We start from the raw sequence: 25,209 nt of genomic DNA on the forward strand, positions 1-25,209 counted from the left end.
CCGCGCCGCGGCGGTCGCCGGCCGAAACGGCGTATTCTCGGGAACACCACCCCCGGGAACCACGGTTTCACCCTTGTTCCACACACCGACACGACTCCGGAGGAGAGACATGAGCAACCCCGTCAACGTCACCGAGAGCAACTTCGAGGAGCTGGTGCTCGGGGCCGACAAACCGGTCCTCGTCGACTTCTGGGCCGAGTGGTGCGGCCCGTGCCGGAAACTGGCACCGGTCATCGACCAGGTTGCCGAGGAGATGGGGGACAGGGCGCTCATCGCCAAGGTCGACGTCGACGCCGAACGCGGCCTGGGTGCGAGGTATCAGATCATGTCAATCCCCACGCTGATGTTCTTCAGCGGGGGAAAGAAGGTGGCCGAATTCAACCGGCCACGCCCCAGGCACGAGATCGTGTCCCAGCTGGAGAGCCTGGTTTAACTGGTAATCTGACCTGAAGTCACCGACTGCACCAATAGTCGGATCTGTGGGCGCAGGTTTTCCGGGCGTCCACGACAGTTGTGGGAACGTAGGACGAAGGACGAAGATATCGTGGCAGACAAACTGCGGGTGGGCGACCGAAGCCCCCGTGTCGCAGAGGTGCGTTCCACCCTGGCCCGACTCGGCCTGATTCAGGGCTACGCAGGAGACGTCGGAGGAAGAGATTCCGGAAGTTTCGAGGAGAAGGACACCCTCTACGACGCTGACCTGGCCCGTGCCGTGCAGGAGTTCCAGCAGACCCGGGGCATCATCGCCTCCGGTGAGATCGGGGAGTCGACGCTGCGTGAACTCCGCGAGGCCACGTACACGCTCGGTGCCCGGGTGCTCTCCTTCTACCCGAACAACATCCTCGTCGGCGACGACGTCAACCAGCTGCAGCGCCAGCTGCTCGAGCTGGGGTTCTACACCGACCGGATCGACGGACACTACGGCCAGGCCACCTACAACGCCGTCGCCAACTACCAGTTGAACTACGGCCTGGAGAGCGACGGGATCTGTGGCCCAAAGACGATCCGCGCCCTCAGCTACCTCGGGCGGCGAATCACCGGTGGCTCACCCAACGCCATCCTCGAGCGGGAACAGGTGCGTCTCGCGGGCCCACAGCTCACCGGCAAACGGGTCGTCATCGACCCGGGACTCGGGGGCTCCAACAAGGGCCGCACCGTCCGTGGACGATTCGGTGACATCTCCGAGGAGGAGATCCTCTGGGATCTGGCCACCCGCCTCGAGGGCCGTATGGTCGCGACGGGCATGGAGACGATCATCTCCCGGCCCCGCATGGATGATCCGAGCCACGATCAGCGCGCGAACATCGCCAACGCCTTCGGCGCGGACCTCATGCTCTGCCTGCAGCTGGACCACTACCCGAACGAGAAGGCCTCCGGCTGTGCATCGTTCTACTTCGGTTCACGGCACGGATCGTCATCGCTGATGGGCGAGAAGCTGTCAGGTCTGATCCAGCGTGAGGTGAGTGCACGCACCGAGCTGATCAACTGCGGAAATCACGCGCGGACCTGGGATCTCCTGCGACTGAGTGAGATGACCTGCGTCGAGTTCGTCGCGGGCTACCTCTCGAATCCGCACGACGTCTCCATTCTCACGGACTCGGCACAACGTGACGCCATCGCGGAGTCGATCGTCGTCGCGGTCAAACGGCTGTACCTGATGGACCGCGACGACCAGCCGACGGGTACCTACAAGTTCAGCGAGATCCTCGAGTCCGAGCTGCTCTGAGCGCTCGGGGCGCTGTTCCGTCTCAACCGGCCACCGCCGGGACCGACGAATGGTGGGCGGGTGGCGACGGGACGACCGAGATCCTCCGTCGGCCGCCTTCCCGTACCACACCGACGCAATCCCCGACCGCCGACGTCCTCCTCAGTCACCGTGGGACGGTCTCTGCGTCAGCTTCTCCCGAACTACCTCGGGGTCGCCGCGAGCGGCAGAGACTCGAAACCCTCCATCCGGAGGTGGTCCTCGCAGGGGAGCGACAGTCGCATCCGGGGGAGGAGCTCGTGGTCGGCGATCACATCGAATCCCGCTTCCTCGAGTATCCCGTACCGCAGCAGTCCGACATCGCGGGCCCGCACAACCAGACCTCGGGCGGAATCCTCCCCGGTACCCGGCTCCACTTCATCGGTGTGCACGCCAGGGGCGGGGTCACGCAGAGCGAAAGCTTCCACGGCCCGCACACCTCGTCGGGTGAGTTCGAGGATGACCGCGTTCACCAGAACCGATTCCAGTCCAATTTCCCCGAACCGGTCATCGATGAACAACGAACTCAGCAACATCGCGTCCGGGGAGACCGGACCGGTCGGCAGCTGCACCACCCCTGACGCGTCCTCGGGGGAGCAGAACAGGACACTCGCGATCGCCTCGGATTCCTCGACGGAACCGATGCTGTAGCCGCATCCGCCCTGTTCCGCCAGGACACGGTGGATCCACGCCTCCTTCTCCAGGGAGGCGGAATCTGTGGCGGTGACCTCGGCCGCGGTCCCGGGGTCCAGTTCCCAGAAGACACTGGAACGGGCGCGGGCGTGCATGAGACAGACCGTGTCCGGTGTCACCGCGTACAGCGAGGGAATCATGGCCGGCGCCCCGATCTTCTTCCGGAGGCTACCTGTTACCGGCCTGCAGGAGTCCCATGATCCGCTCGAGATCCTCCCGGTCCCCGAACTCGACCATGATCTTTCCCTTGCGCTTGCCCACGCTCACGGTCACGCGTGTGTCCAGGCGGTCCGCGAGACTGTCCGCGGCATGTGTCGCGAACTCCGGCGGGGCGGGCCTGTCCTTCGCCCTGCGCTCGGGAATCCTGTCGCCCCGGTTGAGCAGCGTGACGGCCTCCTCCGTGGCACGCACGGAAAGCCCCTCGGCGACGATCCGGTCGGCGAGGGACGCCTGGGCGTCAGCACCGGCCTTCAGTCCCAGCAGGGCACGGGCGTGCCCCGCGGAGAGCACACCGGCGGCAACCTTGCGTTGGACGGGCACAGGCAGCGCCAGCAACCGGATCATGTTGGTGATCACCGGTCGGGACCGACCGATCCGGTCGGCGAGCTGCGCCTGGGTCACACCGAACTCCTCCAGCAGCTGCTGGTAGGCGGCCGCCTCCTCCAGTGGGTTGAGCTGAACGCGGTGGATGTTCTCCAGGAGTGCGTCCCGGAGCATGGATCCGTCGTCGGTGTCCCGGACGATGGCCGGGATCTCGGTGAGACCCGCACGGGTAGCCGCCCGCCAGCGGCGCTCGCCCATGATGATCTCCCAGCCGCCGTCGTCGGGCGCTCGGCGGACGACGATCGGCTGCATGAGTCCGAACTCGCGGATCGAATGGACGAGCTCCTCGAGCGCCTCCTCCTCGAAGACCGTCCGCGGCTGGTGCGGGTTCGGCATGATCTGCGTGACCGGGAGTTCCCGGTAGACGGCCCCGACGGAGTTGCCCGTGTCCGGTGTCCCCGAGGCGACGGTGGGCCGCTTGTTCCCCTTGGTCGACGAGGCCGGGGGTCGTCCGGCACCCCCCACGGATTCCCCGGTCGTGGTCTCCGCACCCGGGGTGCGTTCACCCATGAGGATGCTGGCGGCTCCGTCGCCCAACCGGGGCCGGGCCGGGGATGCGCCGTCCGGGATGAGTGCGGCGAGACCGCGCCCCAGGCCGCCGCGGCGGCTGTCACCCTTGCGGGTCTGTTGTGCCATGGTGTGACCGGAACCTTTCTGGTGCAGGAGTGGATTTCTTTCGTTGCGCCCGTCGCTCACCGTGCGCCTCCGGTACCGGATCGCTGCGTACCCGCATCCCCGTCGGGGGAGACCCCGAGGGCTCCGGAGTCAGCTGTGACGGGGTAGTCACCGCGATTGGCGATCTCCTTCGCGGCATCGAGATAGGCCATGGCACCGCGGGAACCGGGATCGTATGCCAGTACGGTCTGACCGTAGCCCGGGGCCTCGGAGACCTTCACGGAGCGGGGTATCACCGAGCGCAGAACGACGTCCCCGAAGTGGGAGCGGACCTCCTCCATCACCTGTTCCGCGAGCTTCGTCCGCGCGTCGTACATGGTGAGCATGATCGTCGAGATGTGCAGTTCCCGGTTGAGGTAGTCCCGGATCATCGTGATGTTGTTGAGGAGCTGCCCGACGCCCTCGAGGGCGTAGTACTCGCACTGGATGGGTATGAGAACCTCCCGTGCCGCCGTCATGGCGTTGATGGTGAGCAGACCGAGTGACGGGGGACAGTCGATGAAGACGTAGTCGAATCCCTGGGTGGTGATGAACTCCTCATTCAGTGCGTCCGCGAGCCGGTACTCGCGCCGCACCATGGAGACCAGTTCGATCTCTGATCCGGCCAGATCGATCGTCGCGGGAATGCACTTGAGGTTCTCGTGCGCCGTCGACGTCTGCATGGCCTCCAGGGGGGTGCAGTCTCCGAGGAGTACCTCGTAGCTGGACAGCACGCCTTCACCGCGGTGCTCCACACCGAGGGCTGTCGAGGCGTTTCCCTGGGGGTCGAGATCGACCACCAGGACCTTCAGTCCGCAGAGGGCGAGTCCGGCAGCCAGGTTCACCGATGTCGTGGTCTTCCCCACACCACCCTTCTGGTTGGCGACGGTGAAGATCCTGGGCCGCTCCGGGCGTGGGAGCGAAAAGGCGTTCGGGGTCTTCACCTTGGCGGCGCGCTTGGCCGCGGCCGCTATCGGCGTGTCGTCCCAGAAGTTGTCGTCCATGGACGTCGTTTCCCCTTTTCATTGCCGGAATTCGCAGGTCATGCGCGCGGGGGGCCGAAGTCGGGTGTCCCGCGACGGCGGTTCGGTTTCCGGACCTTCAGCCCGTGGACCTTTCCACCATCAGTTCAACACTAGTGTCTCATGAATGGGTCATCCACCGGAGCGGCACCACCTGAACCGGTGACTGGCCGGTCATCTCCGTCGCGGAATCACGATGACCGTTGCGGGCTCTCCGACGAGACCTTCACCTGCGGTGACGATCCGCGCACGTCCGCCTCCGGCCCGGGTGATCTCCCGCGCGTCGCGGTCGAGTTCCTCCCGCACGGACGAGCCCTTCAGAGCCATCATCTCGCCACCACGGGCGACGAGGGGGAGTGACCACCCGGCCAGCTTCCCGAGGGGGGCGACGGCCCGGGAGGTGACGACCCGGAACCGTCCGACCTGTTCCCGCACCGCCTTCTCCTCGGCGCGACCCCGGACGACGGTCACGTTGTCCAGTCCGAGGTCGTCGACCACCTCGGAGAGATAGGTGGACCGTTTGAGCAACGGCTCTATCAGGGTTATGTCGAGATCCGGACGCGCGAGAGCCAGCGGTATCCCGGGCAGTCCCGCCCCAGAGCCGATGTCCGCCACCCGGAGGCCGTCCGCACGGGGAATGACTTCGCCGAGCACCGCACAGTTCAGGATGTGACGGTCCCACAGCCGCGGAACCTCACGGGGCCCGATGAAGCCCCGGACCGCACCGTCCGTCGCCAGTGAGCGGTGGTATGCGATCGCCCTGTCCAGGTTGGTGCCGAAGACAGCTTCAGCCGCGGACGGGGGAGTGGTCGGTTCTTCCGGATCAGTCTCTGGTGGTTTCACGTGAAACATCTTTCCATGTGGCGCTGCGGGGGCGTATTCCGCCCGGCGTCATCGACCGACACACACGGAAAAACCCCACAGGATCGGATCTGTGGGGTTTTCGTGGACGAGCCGGAATTACTTCCGCTTCTTCCTCTTCCGCTTTCCCGGAGCCGGTGACTGCCCGGCCGAGGGGGGTTCCTGTGCGGCACCGTCCGGTGCCCCGCCACCGGCTGCCGGAGAATCCCCGTCCTCCGTGTGGGCGGGGCCGTCCCCCACCACCTTGTCGATGCTCAGGTTCCCGTTGCCCGGGGAACCCCGACGCTTCTTCTTCGGCGCCTTCTTGGGGTTCTCCGGTCGCACCCCGGGCTTCGGGGCGGTGGCACGCTTCGCCTGCTTCTTCTGCTCCTCCTCGGCGGCCTCCTCACGGTCGAGCTTCGCGAAGATCCAACGCTGCTGGAAGAAGGTCCAAATGTTGTTGGCACCCATGTAGCAGAGCAGACCGATGTGCCAGAAGATACCGGTGAACACGATCATGGCCGGGAAGAACCAGACCATCATCTTGTTCATCATCTCCATCTGGGACTGCATCTGTGCGCTACCCATGCTCTTCTGCTTGCCGCTGGCGATGCGTTCACGTTGCCGGGTGATCGACATCTTCGCGTTGAAGTGCGTCGCAACCGCCGTGAGGATGATCAACGGCACCGCGACGAACACGATGTTCATCCGCGTGAAGTCGATGGGCTGGAACGCCTCGTACATGTCCTGCGGCATCTTGATGTAGGCCGAGATCGGGACCCCGAAGAGCCGTGCGTCCAGGAAGGACTGGACGTCGGTGGGGGAGAAGATGTAGTTCGCGAGCTGACGGTTGTCCTCGATAGACAGGCCCAGCTGTCCGGGACCCGAACCGGTCCGGTTGAACGACCTCAGCACGTGGAACAGGCCGAAGAACACCGGCATCTGGACGAGGACGGGCAGACAGCCGGCGATCGGATTGACTCCGGCCTCCTTGTTGATCCGCCGGGTCTCCTCCATGATCTTCGTCTGGTCGCCCTTCCAGCGTTCCTTCACCTCGGCGAGCTGGGGCTGCAGCGCCTGCATCTTCATCGATGACCGCATCTGATTGAGCATCGGCTTAACCAGCAGGACACGAATGGTGAAGGTCAGGAAAACGATGGCCAGGACCCAGGAGACACCGGATCCGGATCCGAAGGGGACACTGAAGACCTTGTGCCAGAACCAGAGAATGGCCGAAATTGGCCAGTAGACGAAATCAAGCACTTTTGAGTCAGGACTCCTTGGTGGTGGTGGGTGTGCAGTGGGGGCAGCCGGGAGGATCCTCCGGTGCCCGGAACCGAGGCGCAGGATCGAAACCACCCGGATGCCAGGGTCCGCACTTGGACAACCGCACAAGCGTGAGCGCGATGCCGGTGACCGCACCCCGCGCTGAGATGACCTGGAGCGCGTAGGCACTGCAGGTCGGCTCGAAACGGCAGGTGGACCCCATCTTAAGGGGTGATATGTAGTTTTGGTAGAAACGGACCCCGGACAGAAGCGCCCGGGATGCCGCGGATTTCCCCGGACGGAACCCGGGCGCAGCCGGCGATGTCCCGCAGTGGGGGCACGTTCCACGGCTCTCAGTCACCGCTGCGGTCCCGGATTCTGCCCAGAGCTCTCCGGACATCGCGGTCGAGCTCCGTTCCGGAGGCCTCCGCGGCACGCGGCAGGGCGCGGATGACGACATCACAGTCATCACCGAGACCCGCCGCCAGTCCGGCGCAGACATGCCGAAGCCGTCGGGAGACACGGTGGCGGACCACCGCGTTCCCGACGGCCTTGGAAACGATGAGACCGAACCGGGGACCGCCACTGCGGGCCATTCCGGGTTCGGTCTCCGTGTGCCGAAGGTGCACGATGACCGTCTTCGAGCCGGCTCGACGCCCACCCCGGATCGTACGACTGAAGTCGGACGGGGTGGAGAGTCGATGCTCTTTCGGTAACACCCGTGAACCTGCGGATCCGACCGCTGATTAAGCGGTCAGGGAAGCACGGCCCTTGCGACGGCGAGCCGTCACGATGGCGCGCCCTGCACGGGTGCGCATACGAGTACGGAAGCCGTGCACGCGTGCGCGACGACGGTTGTTCGGCTGGAACGTCCGCTTGCCCTTTGCCACGGTGAACACTCCTCAAATTAACGGGCGATCCACACACCGGGCCGGACGGGGCACCCGACTACCGGAGGGGTCCGTCCCTGTGCCGGAGCACACGGGACGGGATGATCGCCCTCTTCGCCGGGCGCCGAGACACAGGCACCGGTTGTGCATCTCACCCTTAGGTGGATGATTTTTCTGCTGCCCGGGACACGATCGACAGATGTCGCGGGGGCGACATTCGTCCAGGCGATTCCCGGAACACAACGCAGCGGTGGCACGTCGAACGGATCGACCGGAATGCGACGAACCGGAAAACCCGGAATGCCGGCACTGCGGCCGTCCGGCTGACCGGCCGGTGCTGCGTGAAACGCACCGGAACAGACCGGACACAAGTGTCCACCCTGAGTGATGCGTTGAGACTAGGCCAGATTACGTGCAGGTTGATGGTTCGACAAATCGACACGCCGCCGGAGAACCCCGGAGTTGAAATGACATTTCCGTAATTATCCCCCTATTCACCTGACCCTTCCGACACGTTTCCGCGGGCAGACGCCACCGGCGGCGATCCACGGCGAGGATCCGGGGGCAGGGCCGCCGGGTCACCCGTCTAGACACCGGTCCGCGGCGACAGGTAACAATGAAGCAGCAGTCGAACCACAGCCTGTGGATGTCCTGCACTGTGAATAACTCTCAACCAAAGCTTGAGGATATTCGCATTTCCCGATGAATCCGCAGGTTAAACCAGTCAGGACAGCCGGTTGAATCTATCCACAGGGTATCCGGTACCCTGTGGAGAACGAGGTCCACGAACTGTTGTCCACAGATGTGGATAACTCTGTGGAACCCGCTGGACACCGACCACATCGAGGTGTGGACGAACCGGTGGAGAATGACAGTTCTCCGTCCACCGCCGTTGCCCGCACCGGCACCCCGGGCCACGGAATCAGCACCTGAGCTTCCCCGCATACCCCGTTCGTGTTACGCCGGGAAGTGCAGACCGCCGATGTCCGGCAGAGATCAGAGACGACGTACAGAAGGATGACCGTGACGGATACTTCACCCCAGCAGATCTGGGACAGGGTAGTGACCGAGCTCACTGACCTGGCCGGAAGGCCCGGAAGCGGAGTCCCTCCCCTGGGCCCGATGCAGGCCGCGAACATGCAGCTCGTACGGATCGTCGCACTCGTCCCGGGTTTCGCCGTTCTCACCACGCCGCACCTGTTCGCCAAGAACATGATCGAGAAGGACTTCGGGGAGCCGATCAAGCAGATTCTCTCCGACATCCTCGGGAGTCCCCACGGTATCGCGGTCTCCGTCGCACCGGAGTCCTCCGGGGAGAACCGGGAGGCGGAGCCCCCCCACCGGGATCCCTTCCACCGGGAGGAGCACCGGTCAGCGGACCGGTCCGACACCGAACCGGACGCTTCCACCCGGCAGCAGCCGGTTCAATCACAGTGGCGTGGGCGGGATTCGCGGACGCCGGTTCCGGGCGGACCGACCGAGGTCGACGGTCGTACCTCACACCGGGACGACCCCGCCGCGCCGACCCTGTTCCCGGCGGACGTCCACGGGGAGACGGAGAACCACCTGAACGGGCACCTGTCCGACCGGGACGCCGACTACCCGTCCAGCGAGGGATGGCGGGCCACGGTCGCCCGTGCGACCGCGAATTCCCGGAACAAGCCGCAACGTGACAGCGGCCAGCGGATCGTCCGGGAGAAGACCGCGAGAAACCCGCACCGGGCGGCATCCCTGAATGAGCGGTACACCTTCGACACCTTCGTCACCGGTTCGTCCAACCGCTTCGCCCAGGCAGCGGCCATCGCCGTCGCCGAATCTCCCGCCCAGGCCTTCAACCCACTGTTCATCTGGGGTGGATCGGGGCTGGGAAAGACCCATCTCCTCCACGCCGCAGGACACTATTCGCAGGAACTGCAACCTGACCTCCGCGTGCTGTACGTCTCCAGCGAGGAGTTCACCAACGACTACATCAATTCGGTCCGTGATGACCGTCAGGAGTCATTCAAACGCCGGTACCGGAATCTCGATGTGCTCATGGTCGACGACATCCAGTTCCTCGAGGGCAAGGAAGGTACGCAGGAGGAGTTCTTCCACACGTTCAACGCCCTCCACCAGGCCGACAAGCAGATCATCCTGTCCTCGGACCGGCCACCACGGCAGCTGACCACCCTGACCGACCGTCTCCGGACCCGCTTCGAGGGCGGGCTGATCACCGATGTCCAGCCACCCGACCTCGAGACCCGTATCGCGATTCTCGAGAAGAAGGCCGGTCTCGAGGGAACCGTGGTGTCGAGGGATGTGCTGGAGCTCATCGCGTCCCGCTACGAGTCGTCGATCCGGGAACTCGAGGGCGCCCTCATCCGCGTCACGGCGTTCTCGTCCCTCAACGGGACGAGCATCGACATGGCCACGGCGATGTCCGCGTTGTCGGACATCATGCCCGAGGCCGCGGACATCGAGATCACCGCGAACACGATCATCGAGGTGACCGCGGACTACTTCAACATCAGCGTCAAGGAGCTGTGCGGCACCGGAAAGGCGCGCCCCATCGCCCGTGCACGCCAGTTGGCCATGTACCTCTGCCGGGAACTCACCGATCTCTCCCTGCCCAAGATCGGTGCGAGCTTCGGCGGCAAGGATCACACCACGGTCATGTACGCGGACCGGAAGATCCGGAAGGAGATGACCGAGAAACATGACACCTACGATCAGATCCAGGAGCTCACCAGAATAGTCAAGACCCGCGGGCGGGCCTGACGGACCGCACCACACCCGAACGAGAGGCACCTCAGGAAGGGGTGCCTCCTGTTCGTCTTCGTGTGTCAGGAGAGGTCGGAAGTTGTCCACAGACCTTATCCACACCTGTGTAATTTCAGATTTGTAATTTGGTGATCCTCGACACAAGCTCTCACGCCCATCACAACCGGAGCCGTCGGTGGACAACCGCCGGCAACCTGTTGAGCAACAACCCCCGAATGGTGGATGGCCTGTGGATGAACAACAGGCTCCGGGATCCATCCACAGCCCGTCGACTTTGTCCACAGGATCCACACAGATGAACCCACAACCCGAATCGCCGGACGGACCAGACCCGATGACGCCGATTCCACAGTTTGCACAGGACTTACTGTTACTCCCGTCTTTTCCCTTGGTAGATCTAAAGAAGAAAGAGGGGATGTGGGGAAACTGACTCCGGGCCGGATCTGACCGGCACCGGAACGACAGGCTGGGCCTCCGGCGGGGAGGCATCTTTGTAATTCCAGGTTTCCCGGCGACCGCTCGCCGGGTACGTTGGTCTGTAATCACATGAAGCGATGTCCCGGACCCGATCCCACCCGTCCGGCGACAACGCTCCGGCGGCAGTGCATCCCGTTCCGGCGACCGGCCGGAACATGTCCCTGTGTCGCGTCGCAGTGTTCGACCACGTCTTGAGGAGCTTCAACGAGCATGGAGTCACAATCGGTGTCATTCCGGGTGTCCAAGGACGACCTGGCGGGAGCTGTCGCCTGGGTGGCACGGAGCCTCCCGAGTAAACCCACCCAGCCCGTTCTCCGGGGCATGCTCATCACCGCCGATGACGAGGGTCTGGAACTGGCCGGCTACGACTACGAGGTCTCCACCCAGGTCCGTATCCCGGCCGAGGTCACCGAGACAGGTCGGGTCGCCGTCGCCGGCAAACTCATCGCCGACATCACCGCAACCCTGCCCAACAAGCCCGTCCAAATCGAACTCAACGGGTCGACGGTGCAGGTCAGATGTGGTTCCTCCCGATTCGAGCTGCCGAGCATCCCGCTCGATGACTACCCGCAGCTGCCGACGCTCCCTGAGACCACCGGCACGATCAACCCGAAGCTGTTCACCGAAGCCGTGACCCAGGTCGCCACCGCGGCCGGCAGAGATGACACACTGCCGATGCTCACCGGCGTGCACATGGAGATCAACGGTCCGGAACTGCTGCTCGTCGCTACCGACCGCTTCCGGATGGCCGTACGCACACTGGGATGGAATTCCGCTGACACGGACGCCACGGCGAAACTGCTCATCCCCGCGAAGACTCTCCTCGACAACGCCCGTACCCTCGACGGAGCCAGCGACGACATCGAGATCGCCGTCGGTGCGGGCGCGGAAATCGGTAGCGAAGGCCTGTTCGGCGTGCACGCGGACGCCCGCCGGACTACCACGCGCCTCCTGGACGCGCAGTTCCCCAACTTCCGTCCGCTCCTGCCGAAGAACCACAAGGCGCTGGCGAGCGTCGAGATCGCCCCGCTCATCGATGCGATCCGCCGAGTCGCACTGGTCGCTGACCGGAACGCCCAGATCCGGATGGAATTCTCCGAGGGACAGGTCATCCTCTCCGCCGGAGGTTCCGACGCCGGTCACGCCGAGGAGATCCTCCCCTGCGCGTTCACCGGTGAACCGCTCCTCACCGCCTTCAACGCCGGCTACCTCAAGGATGGTCTCGCCGTGGTGCGGACGGAGCGCGTCGTCTTCGGATTCACCGATCCGTCACGGCCCGCGATTCTCATCCCGGAGCCCGCAGACCTGCCCGAAGCCGACGAGGACGGGACCTTCACCACCCCGGAGACCGATTTCACGTATCTCCTGATGCCGGTCCGTCTTCCCGGCTGAGAGACGAGGGACAGACCGGGGTTGTCGTGTGGACCACGTGAAGGAGTGAAAGGCGAAGAGTGCACATCCGTACCCTGACGCTGCGTGATTTCCGCTCCTGGCCGACTCTCTCCCTCGATCTCCGTCCCGGCGTCACGGTTCTGGTGGGGAGGAACGGACACGGAAAGACGAACATCGTCGAGGCCGTCGGATACCTCGCGCATCTCGGGTCCCACCGCGTGGCCAATGATGCGCCGCTGGTCCGATCGGGGGCCCGGGACTCCAGGATCTCCGCGGTGGCCGTCAACGGCGGCCGTGAACTCACGGCCCATCTCCTGATAAAGCCGCGGGGCGGAAACCTCGCGCAGCTGAACCGGACCAGACTGGAATCCCCACGCGGGTTGCTCGGTGTCGTCAGGACTGTGCTCTTCGCCCCGGAGGACATCTCCCTCGTGCGGGGTGAGCCTGTGGAACGTCGTCGCTACCTCGATGAGGTACTGGCGACCCGCTACCCGAGGATCGCGGGTGTCAGAGCCGACTACGACAGGATCCTCCGGCAACGCAACGCACTCCTCCGATCCGCGTCCGGCGCACTCCGGCGCGGCTACGACAACGAGGACGGGGCCGCGGCGCTCACCACACTCGATGCGTGGGACGGGCAGCTGGCGGCGGCCGGCGGACAGCTCACCGCCGCACGGGTGGCACTGGTCGCCGAGCTGTCCGACCATGTCACCACCGCATACGGCATCATCGCCCCGGAATCGAGACCCCCCGGACTCAGCTACCGGAGCACCATCACGACGGCCCCCGACGACTGCTGTGACGCTGAGGTCCTCGAGGCCGCGATGCTGTCCGATCTGGCGCACAACCGGACGAGGGAGATCGAACGGGGACTGTCACTCGTCGGTCCCCACCGGGATGATCTGGAACTCATGCTCGGAGATGAACCCGCCCGCGGATTCGCGAGCCACGGGGAGACATGGTCGTACGCCCTGGCGCTACGACTCGGTGTGTTCTCACTGTTCAGGGAGGATGGAACGGACCCGATCCTGATCCTCGACGATGTCTTCGCGGAACTCGACGCGGCCCGGAGAGAGGCACTCATCCAGATCGCCCTGACGGCGGAACAGGTTCTCATCACCGCCGCCGTGGACGGTGATCTCCCGACCGGCCTGGACCCCTCGCGTGCCCGCATCCACCGCGTCTCGATGATCACCGACGAATCGGGCAGATACTCCGTTCTGGATGCGCCGGGGTCCGCTCCGGAGCGGGTCTCCGGCGTGGAACCGACCGGGGAAGACGATCATGACGACTCCTGAGGAAAGGGAGGATTCGGTCACCGCGGCCTATGAACACATCCGTGCGGTCGCGCGGAAAAGAGGGGGCAGGCCACCTGAGGCGGGCCGCGTGACCCGCGGTCCGGCCCCCGGCGAGACGCAGCCGCGGCGGATCGGCCGGCCGACCGGGCCGGACGGTCGGGCACTCGGGCGCCCGGACAGAACGGAATCCGTGGGATCCGTGCTCGGCGACGAGATCAGACGTCGGGGCTGGGGTCGCCCCATGGCCGGTGGCTGGGTCAAGGCCAACTGGGAGCTCCTCGTCGGAGAGCGGATCGCCCGGCACAGTCAGGTCCAGATGCTGAAGGACAAGCAGCTGTTCATCACCTGCGACTCAACGGCCTGGGCGACGAACCTCAGGCTGATGCAGCGCAACATCCTGCAGGTCATCTCACAGAAGGTCGGACCCGACGTGGTCGCCGAGCTGAAGATTTTCGGACCCTCCCAACCCAGCTGGCGGAAGGGCCCGCTCCACGTCAAGGGACGGGGCCCGAGGGACACCTACGGGTGAGGCGTAGGTGAGTTGCGACACATTCCCGGGCGACCTGGGGAAATCTGTTTTTCCCCGGATGTGAGGCTCTCTGACGCTCCCAAGGCCGTGTTCGGTAGGTACCCCTGACCGTGTAGAATGAAAAGGTCCAGATACAACTTCAGCGAGGAGCCAAGGACACCGTGGCAGACACCGTGGCAGCAACCGAACACCACTACGACGCTTCATCCATCACGATCCTCGAGGGTCTGGAAGCGGTTCGTAAGCGGCCCGGCATGTACATCGGGTCCACCGGTGAACGCGGGCTCCATCACCTGGTGTGGGAGGTCGTCGACAACTCCGTCGATGAGGCGATGGCCGGCTACGCCACCCGCGTCGATGTCACCCTTCTCGTGGACGGTGGTGTCCAGGTCGTCGACAACGGCCGTGGTATCCCCGTCGAGATGCATCCCTCCGGTATGCCCACGGTCCAGGTCGTCATGACCCAGCTCCACGCCGGCGGTAAGTTCGACTCCGAGTCCTATGCGGTCTCCGGTGGTCTCCACGGCGTCGGTATCTCCGTCGTCAACGCCCTGTCGACCCGCGTCGAGGCCGACATCAAGCGGGAGGGACACCACTGGTTCCAGAACTTCAACCAGGCCGTACCCGAGGAACTCCAGCAGGGCGGGCGGGCCCGCGGAACCGGCACCACGGTCCGGTTCTGGCCCGACGCCGAGATCTTCGAGACCACCGAATTCAAGTTCGAGACCATCGCCCGCCGCCTGCAGGAGATGGCGTTCCTGAACAAGGGACTGACCATCACCCTCACCGACCAGCGCGTCACCGAGGAGCAGGCCGAGCTCGACGAGATCGCCGAAAAGGGCGTCGACGAGGCGGAGCCGTTGACCGGGGACTCCTTCGATGAGGCCGAGATCGCCGCCGAGGAAGCGGAAGCTGCGGAAGCTGCGGAAGCCGCAGCCGCCGGCAAGAAGGTGAAGAAGAAGGTCAAGACCAGGACGTACCACTACCCCGAGGGTCTGAAGGACTACGTCAACGCACTGAACAAGTCGAAGACCCCGATCCACCCGACCATCGTCGCCTTCGAGGCCAAGGCGGATGAGCACGAGGTCGAGATCGCGATGCAGTGGAACAGCGGCTACCAGCAGAACGTCCACACCTTCGCCAACACGATCAACACCATCGAGGGAGGCTCCCATGAGGAGGGCTTCCGGGCGGCGTTGACGACCCTGCTCAACCGGTACGCCCGCGAGCACAAACTGCTCAAGGAGAAGGAACCGAACCTCGCCGGCGAGGACTGCCGTGAGGGTCTCGCCGCGGTGGTCTCCGTCCGGGTCGCCGACCCCCAGTTCGAGGGCCAGACGAAGACGAAGCTCGGCAACACCGAGGTCAAGGGTTTCGTGCAGCGCATGGTCAACGAGAACGTCACCCACTGGCTCGAGGCGAACCCCGCCGAAGCCAAGGCGATCGTCAACAAGGCCGTGTCCTCCGCCCACGCACGCCTCGCGGCCCGCAAGGCCCGCGAACTGGTGCGCCGGAAGTCCAGCTCCGACATGGGCGGTCTCCCCGGAAAGCTCGCCGACTGCCGTTCCAAGGATCCGCGCAAGTCCGAGCTCTACATCGTGGAGGGTGACTCCGCGGGTGGTTCCGCGAAGAGCGGCCGGGAATCGATGTTCCAGGCGATCCTGCCGTTGCGCGGCAAGATCCTCAACGTGGAGAAGGCCCGTCTCGACAAGGTCCTGAAGAACAATGAGGTCCAGGCCATCATCACGGCGCTCGGTACCGGCATCCACGATGAGTTCGACATCTCCAAGCTGCGCTACCACAAGATCGTGCTCATGGCCGACGCCGATGTCGACGGCCAGCACATCTCGACGCTGCTGCTGACCCTGCTGTTCCGTTTCATGCCGGATCTGATCAGGGACGGCTACGTGTTCCTCGCACAGCCGCCGCTGTACAAGTTGAAGTGGTCGAAGGGTGGTCCGACGTTCGCGTACACCGACGAACAGCGTGACCGCCAGCTCGAGGAGGGGCTCGCCGCCGGCAAGAAGATCAACAAGGACGACGGAATCCAGCGCTACAAGGGTCTGGGTGAGATGGACGCCAAGGAGCTGTGGGAGACCACGATGGATCCCTCCGTCCGTACCCTGCGCAAGGTCACGATGGACGACGCCCAGGCCGCCGACGAGCTGTTCTCCATTCTCATGGGCGATGATGTCGTCGCACGCCGGTCCTTCATCACCCGCAACGCCAAGGACGTCCGCTTCCTCGACGTCTAGAGAAGCTGTCGCGGACCGGAGGGTCCACGGCAGGTGACCGGAGACATGACGGCACCGCCCCCGGAAAATACCGGGAGCGGTGCCGTCTTTCATGTCCGGTGGCCGGATCAGTTCATGATGACCTGCGGGAGATGACCTGTGGGACACCGGGTCCCTTCAGCTCCGGACTCCGTAATCGATGCCGTAACCCGATTCCCTGACACCACCGAAGCAAACGGGGGATCGATGGCGCTGTGGTTGTCGTTCCACGCGGTACCGCCCTGGGTCCGGGAGATGTCACCGTGTCCGGCCGGATGTCGTCCCACAGTGGGTCGGGGACGTTGTGCTCTTCGGGCCCGACGTCAATCGGCGCCCAGCGGGTGACTCCCGCCACCGGGACGTCGTAGATGTCACCGTGGACGTGAAGTGAGGGGTGACCACGGGTGTCCTCCGATGGCTGCACGCCGACGCCTCTCCAGTTCCGTGGGACGAAGTGACGGTCGGTTGTGGCCATGCTCGGTGCCACGAACCGATGACGCCGACTACGCCGACCGAAACCCCGGAATCGGGGGCCGGGGACACCGTGGTGCGGAGTCATCACACCCACGCGCCGATCGATCGTGGTCGCGACGGTCTTGAGCGGTTCGCACCGCTTCCCCGGCCTTCTGAACCGCGGACGGTCCAACAACTGCCGCGGAGTGCGTCGTCCGGGCCTGTGGCGTCTCCCGGGGAGCACGGTTGGTGGGTGTACCCCGGCGACGGGCCCCGGTCGGGCGGCGCCGGGAGGGCGGAGGATGGTGCACACCGTACGCTGTGTGGCGCGGTGGTGACGTCCCTGCCCGGTGTCGGAACAGTGGTTGACACCCGGTTGTTGTGCGGAGCCCATGACGACCCGTACCTGTGTGTGGTGGTCAACCCCAGGTCCGGTGGCTCACCCTCGTACTGCGCCGGTGGATACGCGCCCTTCGGCTGAAGGGTACGGCGGGCCAGGGTACGGGTCTCCGCCGTCCGTGGGGAAACCGGGCCGTTCCTCCGAGGCGAGGGGACTCTAGGCGGCGTGTTTCTCGATCACGGCGCCGAGGCCGCCGAGGTGGTCGTCGATGATGCCGGTCAGCTTCCCGCGCACCGAGGAGTAGACCTTGGTCACGGTGGGCTGGTCGATGCTGTCCGCGTTGCGGTCGGCGACGGCGAGGATCGAGTCGGTCACCTCCGTGTGGTGCTCCTCGAGGTACGCACCGAAGTCGGCGTGTGCGCCGCTTTCCCGGTAGTTCCGCCAGTGCGGGTCGAGGGCGTCGCAGAATTCGGGGAGGAGGCGGTTGACGCCTTTGGAGATCACGTTCTGGTCCGCCTTGCGGGCTGCCCCGACGGCTCCCTTGATGGCCATGCCCGTGAACCCGGACAGACCGGAGACGGAGGACTCGACGAAGGCCGCCATGTCACTGACTACGGCGTCCCGGTTGGCTCCTGTGAGTGTGGACTTGAGATCGGTCATCGGTGGTTCGACATCCTCTGGTGTTCGTCGGGCTGTTTCGGGCTACCGGGATCACTCTAGCGTGTCCGGGTGTCCGCTCCGTGATGGATGCGCGGTCGTTGACGACCGGTGGGTGAGAAGGTGACACAGGTGCCCCCGGGTCCCGCGTCCCGGTGGGACGTGAACCGGAGAGCACGTGTCACGGGTGTTGTGACTCTTCCGCCACAGTCAAACTCAGGGATTAACTGCAGTCACAACAGTCACAGATGTTACACACCTCGACGATATTCACCTAGTCGGTGCCGACATGGGTGCCGGGGGACACGAAAACGCCGGCCCAGTCACTGACTGAGCCGGCGAAACGTTCTCTTGTGGAGCATAGGAGAATCGAACTCCTGACCTCCTGCTTGCAAAGCAGGTGCTCTACCAATTGAGCTAATGCCCCAAGTTCTTCTGGTGGGCCTAACAGGAATCGAACCTGTGACCTCTTCGTTATCAGCGAAGCGCTCTAACCGACTGAGCTATAGGCCCTTGGAACGAGACTGAACTTTACCCAGCCCGCTCCATCAAAAGCAAATCACCTGGTGAAGGTTAATTTTCCGGAAGGGCGCCGGATACGGATCCGGTATGTCCGGAACCCGTAGCCGGCGGCCACGGAATCAGTAGTCGCCCTCGTTGAGGGTGACCACGACACCGCCGAAGAGCTCGACCATCCCGTTGTAGATCACGGCGGTCAACGGGGCCAGGATCGTCACCGCGATGGCGGTGACCGCCCCCAGGAGACTCGCCACGGACAGGACGGTGCCGAACGTGATGACGTCACTGCCACCGACGCCCGTCACGATGCTGTTCAGCTTGGCCCAGAACCCGAACTGCTCGAGGCCGTAGTACAGGAGGGTGACGCACAGGATCCACGCGGCGAGGGCCGCCAGCGAGAGCGCCAGTGCGGTCCGGAACGCCGACAGGGGGGATACCCGGGAGACGGTCACTTCCTGGATGCTCATCATTCGTCCCCGTTCTCGTCGTCAGCGGTGGTTCCGTCGAGGGGAACACCATTGGCGTCAAGGTTAGCGCTTCCACCGCGACGGACGCCGGGGATGTCGTCCGTGTCCGTGTCCTCGTCGAGGTCCAGCGTCGGGCCCTTGGCGGCCCCGGTGGCGACGGCTTCCGCGGTCTCCTCGCCCTCGTGCTCGACGTTCCGGTCGATGGCGAGCAGCTCGACACCCTTCTCGAGGTTGACCAGCCGCACGCCCATCGTCTGGCGCGAGGACGGGCGGATCTGGCCGACCTCCGTGCGGATGACCCCACCCGCTGAGGTGATGGCGAAGATCTGGTCGTCGTCGTCCACCGACAGTGCACCGATGAGCTTTCCGCGCTTCGGCGTGTACTTGAACGTGGCGACGCCGAGGCCACCGCGACCCTTGGTCGGATACTCCTCCATCGCGGTCCGCTTGCCGTAGCCGCCGGAGGTGGCGACGAGCAGGTAGTCACCCGTACCGACGACACACATCGCGAGGAGTTTGTCCTCGCCGCGGAACCGCATGCCCTTCACACCGGCGGTGGCCCGGCCCATCGGACGCAGGGTCTCGTCGTCGGCGGTGAACCGCATGGCCTGTCCCTCCTCGGAGACGAGCAGCAGATCGTCCTCGCTGGAGCACAGTGAGGCACCGATCAGGGAGTCACCTTCGTTGAGGTTGATGGCGATCAGGCCGCCGGAGCGCACGGAGTCGTAGTCGGCGAGCCGGGACTTCTTGACCCGGCCGTGTGCGGTGGCGAGCACGAGGTACTCGGCGTCGTCGTAGCCCCGGATCTGGATGACCTGGGCGATCTGCTCGCCGGGCTGGAACTCCAGGAGGTTCGCGACATGCTGGCCGCGGGCCGTCCGGGAGGCCTCGGGCAGCTCGTAGGCCTTGAGACGGTACACGCGACCGAAGTTCGTGAAGAACAGGATCCAGTCGTGCGTGGAGCACACGAAGAAGTGTCGGACGACATCGTCGCTCTTCAGCTCCGCACCGCGGACACCCTTGCCGCCGCGCTTCTGGTTGCGGTAGGCGTCGACCTTCGTACGCTTGGCGTAGCCGGTGGAGGTGATCGTGGCCACGACGTTCTCGCGGGCGATCAGGTCCTCCTCGGTGACGTCGCCGGTGGCACCGATGATCTGGGTGCGGCGCTCGTCGCCGTACTTCTCGACGATCTCGGCGAGCTCGTCGCGGACGATCTCACGCTGGCGTTCGGGACGGGCGAGAATGTCCTTGTAGTCGGCGATGATCTCCTCGATCTCGGCCAGGCGGTCGACGATCTTCTGCCGCTCCAGGGCGGCGAGTCGACGCAGCTGCATCGCGAGGATCGCGTCGGCCTGGATCTCGTCGATGTCGAGCAGGTCGATGAGGCCGTTCCGGGCGATGTCGACGGTGGCCGACGCACGGATCAGGGCGATGACCTCGTCGAGCATGTCGAGAGCCTTGACGAGGCCGCGGAGGATGTGGGCCTCCTTCTCCGCCTCGTCCAGGAGGTGCTGGGTGCGGCGGATGATGACGTCGACCTGGTGCGCGATGTAGTGGCGCAGCATCTGGTCCAGGCGCAGGGTGCGCGGTACCCCGTCGACGATGGAGAGCATGTTCACGCCGAAGCTGGACTGCAGTTGAGAGTGCTTGAACAGGTTGTTCAGCACGACGCGCGGCACCGCGTCCCGCTTCAGGGTGACCACGATGCGCAGACCGACGCGGTCGGAGGACTCGTCGTCGATCCGGGAGATGCCCGCGATCTTGCCCTGGTTCGCCTGCTCGGCGATGCTGAGCACCAGGTTGTCCTTGTTGACCTGGTAGGGCAGCTCGGTGATCACGATGATCTGCCGGTTGCCGTCCTCCTCGATGCTGGTCACGCCGCGCATGCGGATGGAACCGCGACCGGTGGTGTAGGCGTCCTTGATGCCCTGGTCGCCGACGATGAGCCCGGCGGTGGGGAAATCGGGGCCCTTGACGTAGCGCATGCACGCCTCGAGGGTGGTCGCCTCGTCAGCCTCGTAGTTCTCCAGCATCCAGAAGATCGCGTCACCCAGTTCGGTGAGGTTGTGCGGCGGGATGTTGGTGGCCATGCCGACGGCGATACCGCCGGAGCCGTTCATCAGGAGGTTCGGGATCCGGGACGGGAGGATGACGGGTTCGAGGTTCTTGCCGTCGTAGTTCGGCTGGAAGTCGACCGTGTTGGAGCGGATGTCCCGCACCATCTGCATCGCCAGCGGGGTGAGGCGGCACTCGGTGTAACGCATGGCGGCCGCGCCGTCGTTTCCGCGGGATCCGAAGTTGCCCTGTCCGTCGATGAGCGGGTAGCGCATCGACCAGGGTTGGGCCATGCGGACCAGGGTGTCGTAGATCGCTGAGTCGCCGTGCGGGTGGTAGTTACCCATGGTCTCCGCCACGGGCTTCGCGGACTTCACGTAGGAGCGGTCCGGGCGGAAGCCGCTGTCGTACATCGCGTAGAGCAGTCGTCGGTGCACGGGCTTCAGGCCGTCGCGCACCTCGGGCAGGGCACGGCCGACGATGACCGACATCGCGTAGTCGATGTAGCTGCGCTGCATCTCCTCGCCGATGTCGATCGGATGGATCCTGTCGAACAGGAGCTCGCCGCCGTCGTTGCCGCCGGAGTTGTCGTCGCTCACGGGTCACCTAATTTCCGTCTAGCAGGGTGTATGGAGGTCTTGATCCCCACCATTCTAACCCGTTGAGGGCCTGAAACGGGCTCTCAACGCCGTTGAGTCAGGATAAAGACCGATAACTGATATCAGACTGGTATCAGAGGCGTCCTGTCCGTAGTGTCGGGGTATGGCCATGACTCTTCGCCTCACCGACGCCCAGGACCGGGCGCTCACCCTCCTCGCCCAGGCACAGGGCACGAGCAAACAGGAGGCCGCCACCCGGGCCATCGTCGCCACCGCCGCCCGCGTGCTCGCCGACGCGGAGGTCGCGGAGCTGGCCCGGACCGTGGTCAGCGGGTACGCCGCGACCGAACGCAGGCTCCGGCACGGTCGATGAACCCGGTCCCACGCGTCCGTCCGCTCACCCCGGAACAGCTGCTCATCATCGCCGACGAGGTCACTGCGGTGCACCGCGTCCGCGTCCGTGACCACGCGCTGCTCGCCGGTGCGGCCGCGGTGACCTCGGCCAGCTACCTCGGGATACCCGTGCACCGGGATGTCCGATCGGCGGCGGCGGCACTGTCCGAGGCGATCATCCGATTGGCGCCGCTCGACGGTGCGAACGATGTGCTGGCGGACGCGGCGGCCGAGATTCTCCGCCGCATCAACGCACGCTGAATCCACGCGACCCGGTGCCCGGGGTTCCCGTGGGCGGGTGGTGGCGGGGTGCGGGACATGGAAAGGTCCCGCACCCCGGAAAACCGGGATCCACGGGACCTGGCGGTGGTCGTGCCTCCGGGTCAGTTGCCGCTCTTCTTCTCCTCCGCGGCCTTCCCGACCTCATCGGCCGCGGCCTTCGCCGCGTCGGCCGCATCATCGGCGACCGCACCGGCGACGGTCTCGGCGTCGTCGGCGAGGGTCTCGACCGCGTCAGCGGCGTCCTCGACGCCGTCGCGGGTCTTCTCCGCGATGTCCTCCGCCTTGTCGGTCACCTCTCCGGCGATCTCATCCGCGTTGTCGTGGACGCTCTCCGCGATGTCCTCCGCCTTGTCCGCGACCGTGTCGACGACGGACCCGTCCCCGGCGTCGGTCCCGGCGTTGTCGAGCAGTTCATCGGCCTTGGCGCGGGCCTCCGCGAGCTTCTCTCCGGCCGCGGCGGTCGCGGCGGCGGCGGCCTCGGCCGCCTTGTCTGAGACTGCCTCGGCCTTCGACCCGGAGGCTCCGGTCGACTCGGCGGCGTGGTCCCGCACATCGGGGGGCGTCGTCCCCGGCTTGTCGGCGCGGTTGCGCAGCCAGTAGATGACACCCGCGACCGTCGAGACCAGGAGCGCGAGAAGCGTGAGATTCGCCAACCGACCGCGGCCCTCGTCGCCGCCGCAGCGGCTGGTCAGGCACTTACGGCGGTTGATCTTCCGCTCCGCCTTCTTCCGCGCCTTCTCCGCGGCCTTGCGTACCTTCCTGACCTTCCGGCCACCCTGCTTCTCGAGGTCCTGGGCCAGATCCGTCCCCTTTTCCTCAGCCTGCTTCCGGAGCTGCTCGAGGCGGTGGCGCGCCTCTCTGAGCAGGGCACTCGCCTGGGCCTGGGATTCCTCCGTCAGGGAACCGGCCTTCTCGGCGAGTTCGTCGCGGAGCTGACTGACCGCCTTCCGGTGTTCCGCGTAGTCGTTCGCTCGGGCGACCAGATCGTCGTAACTGTCGGCGGCGTGGCGGTCACGGTAATCACGGGCGGTGCCGAGGGCCTGCCGGCCGAGTTTGTACGCCATACGGATGGTCGAGGGATTCACGCGCTTCTCCTTGGTTGAGAGGTGTTGTGCCCCGGTCGGGCTGACGCAGTCGGAAAGGGTGGGGCGAATCGCCGACTGTACGACCGGAAACACTCGTCGGGCTGTTGGTGTGTCCAGCGTAGCCCCGGACGGCGGTCCGTGGGGGCTCCGACGACACAGCGGTGCGTGGAAACCAGCACGGCTGACGCCTGTTGACTAGCATGGAGTCCATGACTACCAAGACCGCGACCGCGATCCTCCACACCAACCGTGGTGACATCACCATTGATCTCTTCGGAAATCACGCGCCGAAGACCGTCGACAACTTTGTCGGCCTCGCGCAGGGTACGAGTGAGTACAAGACGAACAACGCCAGCGGATCAACCACCGGCCCGTTCTACGACGGATCCGTGTTCCACCGTGTGATCGACCAGTTCATGATCCAGGGCGGCGACCCCACCGGCACCGGACGAGGTGGCCCCGGCTACCAGTTCGCCGACGAGTTCCACCCGGAGCTCTCCTTCGACCGTCCGTACCTGCTCGCGATGGCCAACGCCGGCCCGGGAACGAACGGTTCCCAGTTCTTCATCACCGTGGTTCCGACACCGCACCTCAACAACAGGCACACCATCTTCGGTGAGGTCACCGACGAGGCGTCGAAGAAGGTGGTCGACGCCATCGCCACGACGGCCACCGACCGGATGGACCGACCCACCGAGCCCGTGGTCATCGAGAGCGTGGAGATCACCACGGACTGACCCGTCGTGTCGTGCCGACCAACGCGACACGACCGGTACCGCGCACGAGAAGAGCCCCGTGCACCGTCTCAGGATCGCCCGGACCGGGTGGTCCGCCGACCGGTGTGGCGGGGTCTTCTTCTGCGTGCGCGGTCGATTCCACCGTCACTGACCGCAGCCGGACCGGACGAGAACCGGATCCGGCGACCGATTCCGGAGGCCGTCTTGTCCCCGTCCCCACCGCTCCCACCCTCCCAGTTGGCCCGGAACCTCTACCGTCAGGCTCCGGTGTCCGCGGCAACCGTCGTCCTGATCGTCCTCGTTTTCGTCGTCACCGCGGTACAGTCCCGGTCGATCACCGGGAACCTCGACGACAGTGGACTCGGTGACGCCTGGATTCTGTATCTCCCGTTGATGGACGATTCAGCGTTTGGCCCGCTACGGGCACTCGGATCGGGTCTCCTGCACGCGGGCATCGGTCACATGCTGATCAACGTCGTCCTGCTCTTTCTCATCGGAAGGGAGACGGAGGCGACCTTCGGTTCACCGCTGACGGCCGGGATACTCGTCACCGGCGCAGTCGGTGCATCGGCGACGGTTCTCTGGTGGAGCCCGGAATATCCGACGGTGGGAGCCTCGGGCGCCGTGTACGCGTTGATGGCGGTGTTCGTCGCGATCGCCTATTCCCGGAAGAATTCCCAGGTGGGCGGCGCACTGGTTCTGATAGGCGTCAACCTCGCGTACACCCTGATGACCCCAGGGGTGTCCCTGTGGGGGCATCTCGGGGGACTGGCCACGGGAGCGCTGCTCGCCGCCGCGCTGTTCGGTACGCGGAGGACCACGGCCCGGTGGCTCGGGCTCGGAGCCGTCTGCGCTGTCGCGGTCGCCGCTGTCCTGATTCGGGTGGCGGAGTTCTCCACAGGAGACCCGGGAGCACTGCTGCTCTGATTCACCCTCTGTTGACAACCCCCGACCCGTTCTCCACCGTGGTCGGGGGTTTGCTGTGGATCGTCCGGGGGACGGGAGTTGTCCACAGGAGTTGTCCACAGTGTGGATAATGACATTTTTGTGATTCGGCGCGTCTGTGTGTGTCGGGAACCGTTGTGTACTGCGACTATCCGTGCAGGAACGAAAGCATGTACGAACGGTGGAAACAGTGCACAGGGTTGTCCACAGGTTGTGTGTTTCCCTGCGGGAACGGG

The 25,209-nt window shown here is 65.2% G+C and carries 23 protein-coding genes and 2 tRNA genes; 11 read left to right on the forward strand and 14 right to left on the reverse strand.

Translation table 11 applies throughout. The annotated features are described in order from the left end of the window. The first annotated feature begins 109 nt into the window (after positions 1–109). Both trxA and JIM95_RS04425 read left to right on the forward strand, forming a co-directional pair. On the forward strand, positions 110–433 hold the full coding sequence (gene trxA / locus JIM95_RS04420; protein ID WP_200258375.1) for a thioredoxin: 324 nt from the start codon (positions 110–112) through the stop codon (positions 431–433). 111 nt (positions 434–544) lie between these two features. Further along, complete coding sequence (locus JIM95_RS04425) at positions 545–1,726, forward strand: N-acetylmuramoyl-L-alanine amidase (RefSeq protein WP_200258372.1); 1,182 nt, start codon at positions 545–547, stop codon at positions 1,724–1,726. A 182-nt stretch (positions 1,727–1,908) separates the two neighbouring features. On the opposite strand, the gene JIM95_RS04430 is transcribed toward JIM95_RS04425, so the two are convergent. The 8 genes from JIM95_RS04430 to rpmH all read right to left on the reverse strand — a co-directional run bounded on the left by JIM95_RS04430 (position 1,909) and on the right by rpmH (position 7,712). Next, positions 1,909–2,577: a hypothetical protein gene (locus JIM95_RS04430; RefSeq protein ID WP_200258366.1), complete on the reverse strand. Its 669-nt coding sequence runs from the start codon at positions 2,575–2,577 to the stop codon at positions 1,909–1,911. A gap of 28 nt (positions 2,578–2,605) precedes the next feature. Next, the gene (locus tag JIM95_RS04435; protein ID WP_200258364.1) at positions 2,606–3,676 is read right to left on the reverse strand and encodes a ParB/RepB/Spo0J family partition protein; all 1,071 of its coding nucleotides are present in this window, start codon (positions 3,674–3,676) and stop codon (positions 2,606–2,608) included. Positions 3,677–3,732: 56 nt separating this feature from the next. Further along, entirely contained in the window at positions 3,733–4,698 is a 966-nt protein-coding gene (locus JIM95_RS04440; RefSeq protein ID WP_200258362.1) for a ParA family protein, read from the reverse strand. A gap of 192 nt (positions 4,699–4,890) precedes the next feature. Next, entirely contained in the window at positions 4,891–5,568 is a 678-nt protein-coding gene (gene rsmG / locus JIM95_RS04445; protein WP_200258360.1) for a 16S rRNA (guanine(527)-N(7))-methyltransferase RsmG, read from the reverse strand. A gap of 108 nt (positions 5,569–5,676) precedes the next feature. Further along, a complete protein-coding gene (yidC, locus tag JIM95_RS04450) occupies positions 5,677–6,819 on the reverse strand; it encodes a membrane protein insertase YidC (RefSeq protein WP_200258356.1) in 1,143 nt (380 codons plus the stop codon). Positions 6,820–6,826: 7 nt separating this feature from the next. Further along, positions 6,827–7,183 carry a membrane protein insertion efficiency factor YidD gene (yidD, locus tag JIM95_RS04455; protein ID WP_410170748.1) on the reverse strand — a complete coding sequence of 119 codons (357 nt, stop codon included), beginning with the start codon at positions 7,181–7,183 and terminating at the stop codon, positions 6,827–6,829. Then, a complete protein-coding gene (gene rnpA / locus JIM95_RS04460; protein WP_200258350.1) occupies positions 7,176–7,541 on the reverse strand; it encodes a ribonuclease P protein component in 366 nt (121 codons plus the stop codon). The genes yidD and rnpA overlap by 8 nt, the downstream gene beginning before the upstream one ends. Positions 7,542–7,568: 27 nt before the next feature. Then, on the reverse strand, positions 7,569–7,712 hold the full coding sequence (rpmH, locus tag JIM95_RS04465) for a 50S ribosomal protein L34 (protein ID WP_198735233.1): 144 nt from the start codon (positions 7,710–7,712) through the stop codon (positions 7,569–7,571). A 1,017-nt stretch (positions 7,713–8,729) separates the two neighbouring features. On the opposite strand from rpmH, the gene dnaA reads away from it, so the two are divergent. From dnaA to gyrB, 5 genes are all read left to right on the forward strand, one after another. After that, positions 8,730–10,469: a chromosomal replication initiator protein DnaA gene (dnaA, locus tag JIM95_RS04470; protein ID WP_200258347.1), complete on the forward strand. Its 1,740-nt coding sequence runs from the start codon at positions 8,730–8,732 to the stop codon at positions 10,467–10,469. A 690-nt stretch (positions 10,470–11,159) separates the two neighbouring features. Next, positions 11,160–12,341 carry a DNA polymerase III subunit beta gene (gene dnaN, locus JIM95_RS04475; protein ID WP_200258336.1) on the forward strand — a complete coding sequence of 394 codons (1,182 nt, stop codon included), beginning with the start codon at positions 11,160–11,162 and terminating at the stop codon, positions 12,339–12,341. Between the two features lie 59 nt (positions 12,342–12,400). Continuing rightward, a complete protein-coding gene (gene recF, locus JIM95_RS04480) occupies positions 12,401–13,639 on the forward strand; it encodes a DNA replication/repair protein RecF (protein ID WP_200258321.1) in 1,239 nt (412 codons plus the stop codon). Beyond that, positions 13,626–14,168 carry a DciA family protein gene (locus tag JIM95_RS04485; RefSeq protein ID WP_200258310.1) on the forward strand — a complete coding sequence of 181 codons (543 nt, stop codon included), beginning with the start codon at positions 13,626–13,628 and terminating at the stop codon, positions 14,166–14,168. Before recF ends, JIM95_RS04485 begins: the two co-directional genes overlap by 14 nt. A gap of 173 nt (positions 14,169–14,341) precedes the next feature. After that, on the forward strand, positions 14,342–16,423 hold the full coding sequence (gyrB, locus tag JIM95_RS04490) for a DNA topoisomerase (ATP-hydrolyzing) subunit B (RefSeq protein ID WP_200258710.1): 2,082 nt from the start codon (positions 14,342–14,344) through the stop codon (positions 16,421–16,423). Positions 16,424–17,450: 1,027 nt separating this feature from the next. On the opposite strand, the gene JIM95_RS04495 is transcribed toward gyrB, so the two are convergent. The 5 genes from JIM95_RS04495 to gyrA form a co-directional block, all read right to left on the reverse strand. Continuing rightward, complete coding sequence (locus JIM95_RS04495) at positions 17,451–17,894, reverse strand: DUF6918 family protein (protein WP_200258295.1); 444 nt, start codon at positions 17,892–17,894, stop codon at positions 17,451–17,453. A gap of 351 nt (positions 17,895–18,245) precedes the next feature. Beyond that, a tRNA-Ala gene (locus JIM95_RS04500) sits at positions 18,246–18,318 on the reverse strand. 9 nt (positions 18,319–18,327) lie between these two features. After that, positions 18,328–18,404 (reverse strand) — tRNA-Ile (locus JIM95_RS04505). A 128-nt stretch (positions 18,405–18,532) separates the two neighbouring features. Then, on the reverse strand, positions 18,533–18,877 hold the full coding sequence (locus JIM95_RS04510) for a DUF3566 domain-containing protein (protein ID WP_200258292.1): 345 nt from the start codon (positions 18,875–18,877) through the stop codon (positions 18,533–18,535). Further along, the gene (gyrA, locus tag JIM95_RS04515; protein ID WP_200258289.1) at positions 18,877–21,531 is read right to left on the reverse strand and encodes a DNA gyrase subunit A; all 2,655 of its coding nucleotides are present in this window, start codon (positions 21,529–21,531) and stop codon (positions 18,877–18,879) included. The genes JIM95_RS04510 and gyrA overlap by 1 nt, the downstream gene beginning before the upstream one ends. Positions 21,532–21,694: 163 nt before the next feature. On the opposite strand from gyrA, the gene JIM95_RS04520 reads away from it, so the two are divergent. Together JIM95_RS04520 and JIM95_RS04525 are read left to right on the forward strand one after the other, a co-directional pair. Beyond that, positions 21,695–21,904: a CopG family transcriptional regulator gene (locus JIM95_RS04520; protein ID WP_198738784.1), complete on the forward strand. Its 210-nt coding sequence runs from the start codon at positions 21,695–21,697 to the stop codon at positions 21,902–21,904. After that, entirely contained in the window at positions 21,901–22,185 is a 285-nt protein-coding gene (locus JIM95_RS04525; RefSeq protein ID WP_200258280.1) for a TetR family transcriptional regulator, read from the forward strand. Before JIM95_RS04520 ends, JIM95_RS04525 begins: the two co-directional genes overlap by 4 nt. A gap of 122 nt (positions 22,186–22,307) precedes the next feature. On the opposite strand, the gene JIM95_RS04530 is transcribed toward JIM95_RS04525, so the two are convergent. Then, the gene (locus JIM95_RS04530; RefSeq protein WP_200258277.1) at positions 22,308–23,291 is read right to left on the reverse strand and encodes a hypothetical protein; all 984 of its coding nucleotides are present in this window, start codon (positions 23,289–23,291) and stop codon (positions 22,308–22,310) included. 209 nt (positions 23,292–23,500) lie between these two features. On the opposite strand from JIM95_RS04530, the gene JIM95_RS04535 reads away from it, so the two are divergent. Continuing rightward, positions 23,501–24,028 (forward strand): peptidylprolyl isomerase, encoded by a 528-nt coding sequence (locus JIM95_RS04535; RefSeq protein WP_200258274.1) that lies wholly within the window; start codon positions 23,501–23,503, stop codon positions 24,026–24,028. 204 nt (positions 24,029–24,232) lie between these two features. Then, a complete protein-coding gene (locus JIM95_RS04540) occupies positions 24,233–24,955 on the forward strand; it encodes a rhomboid family intramembrane serine protease (protein ID WP_234034586.1) in 723 nt (240 codons plus the stop codon). Positions 24,956–25,209: the final 254 nt, after the last annotated feature.

It is taken from the genome of Corynebacterium antarcticum, assembly GCF_016595285.2.
In the GTDB taxonomy this organism is placed as follows: Bacteria; Actinomycetota; Actinomycetes; order Mycobacteriales; family Mycobacteriaceae; genus Corynebacterium; species Corynebacterium antarcticum.

Coding starts and splice junctions, on each gene's coding strand:
- trxA (WP_200258375.1), top strand. CDS start 110: ATGAGCAACCCCGTCAACGTCACCGAGAGCAACTTCGAGGAGCTGGTG.
- JIM95_RS04430 (WP_200258366.1), bottom strand. CDS start 2,577: ATGATTCCCTCGCTGTACGCGGTGACACCGGACACGGTCTGTCTCATG.
- JIM95_RS04435 (WP_200258364.1), bottom strand. CDS start 3,676: ATGGCACAACAGACCCGCAAGGGTGACAGCCGCCGCGGCGGCCTGGGG.
- JIM95_RS04440 (WP_200258362.1), bottom strand. CDS start 4,698: ATGGACGACAACTTCTGGGACGACACGCCGATAGCGGCCGCGGCCAAG.
- rsmG (WP_200258360.1), bottom strand. CDS start 5,568: ATGTTTCACGTGAAACCACCAGAGACTGATCCGGAAGAACCGACCACT.
- dnaA (WP_200258347.1), top strand. CDS start 8,730: ATGACCGTGACGGATACTTCACCCCAGCAGATCTGGGACAGGGTAGTG.
- dnaN (WP_200258336.1), top strand. CDS start 11,160: ATGGAGTCACAATCGGTGTCATTCCGGGTGTCCAAGGACGACCTGGCG.
- JIM95_RS04485 (WP_200258310.1), top strand. CDS start 13,626: ATGACGACTCCTGAGGAAAGGGAGGATTCGGTCACCGCGGCCTATGAA.
- JIM95_RS04495 (WP_200258295.1), bottom strand. CDS start 17,894: ATGACCGATCTCAAGTCCACACTCACAGGAGCCAACCGGGACGCCGTA.
- JIM95_RS04510 (WP_200258292.1), bottom strand. CDS start 18,877: ATGAGCATCCAGGAAGTGACCGTCTCCCGGGTATCCCCCCTGTCGGCG.
- JIM95_RS04520 (WP_198738784.1), top strand. CDS start 21,695: ATGGCCATGACTCTTCGCCTCACCGACGCCCAGGACCGGGCGCTCACC.
- JIM95_RS04525 (WP_200258280.1), top strand. CDS start 21,901: ATGAACCCGGTCCCACGCGTCCGTCCGCTCACCCCGGAACAGCTGCTC.
- JIM95_RS04535 (WP_200258274.1), top strand. CDS start 23,501: ATGACTACCAAGACCGCGACCGCGATCCTCCACACCAACCGTGGTGAC.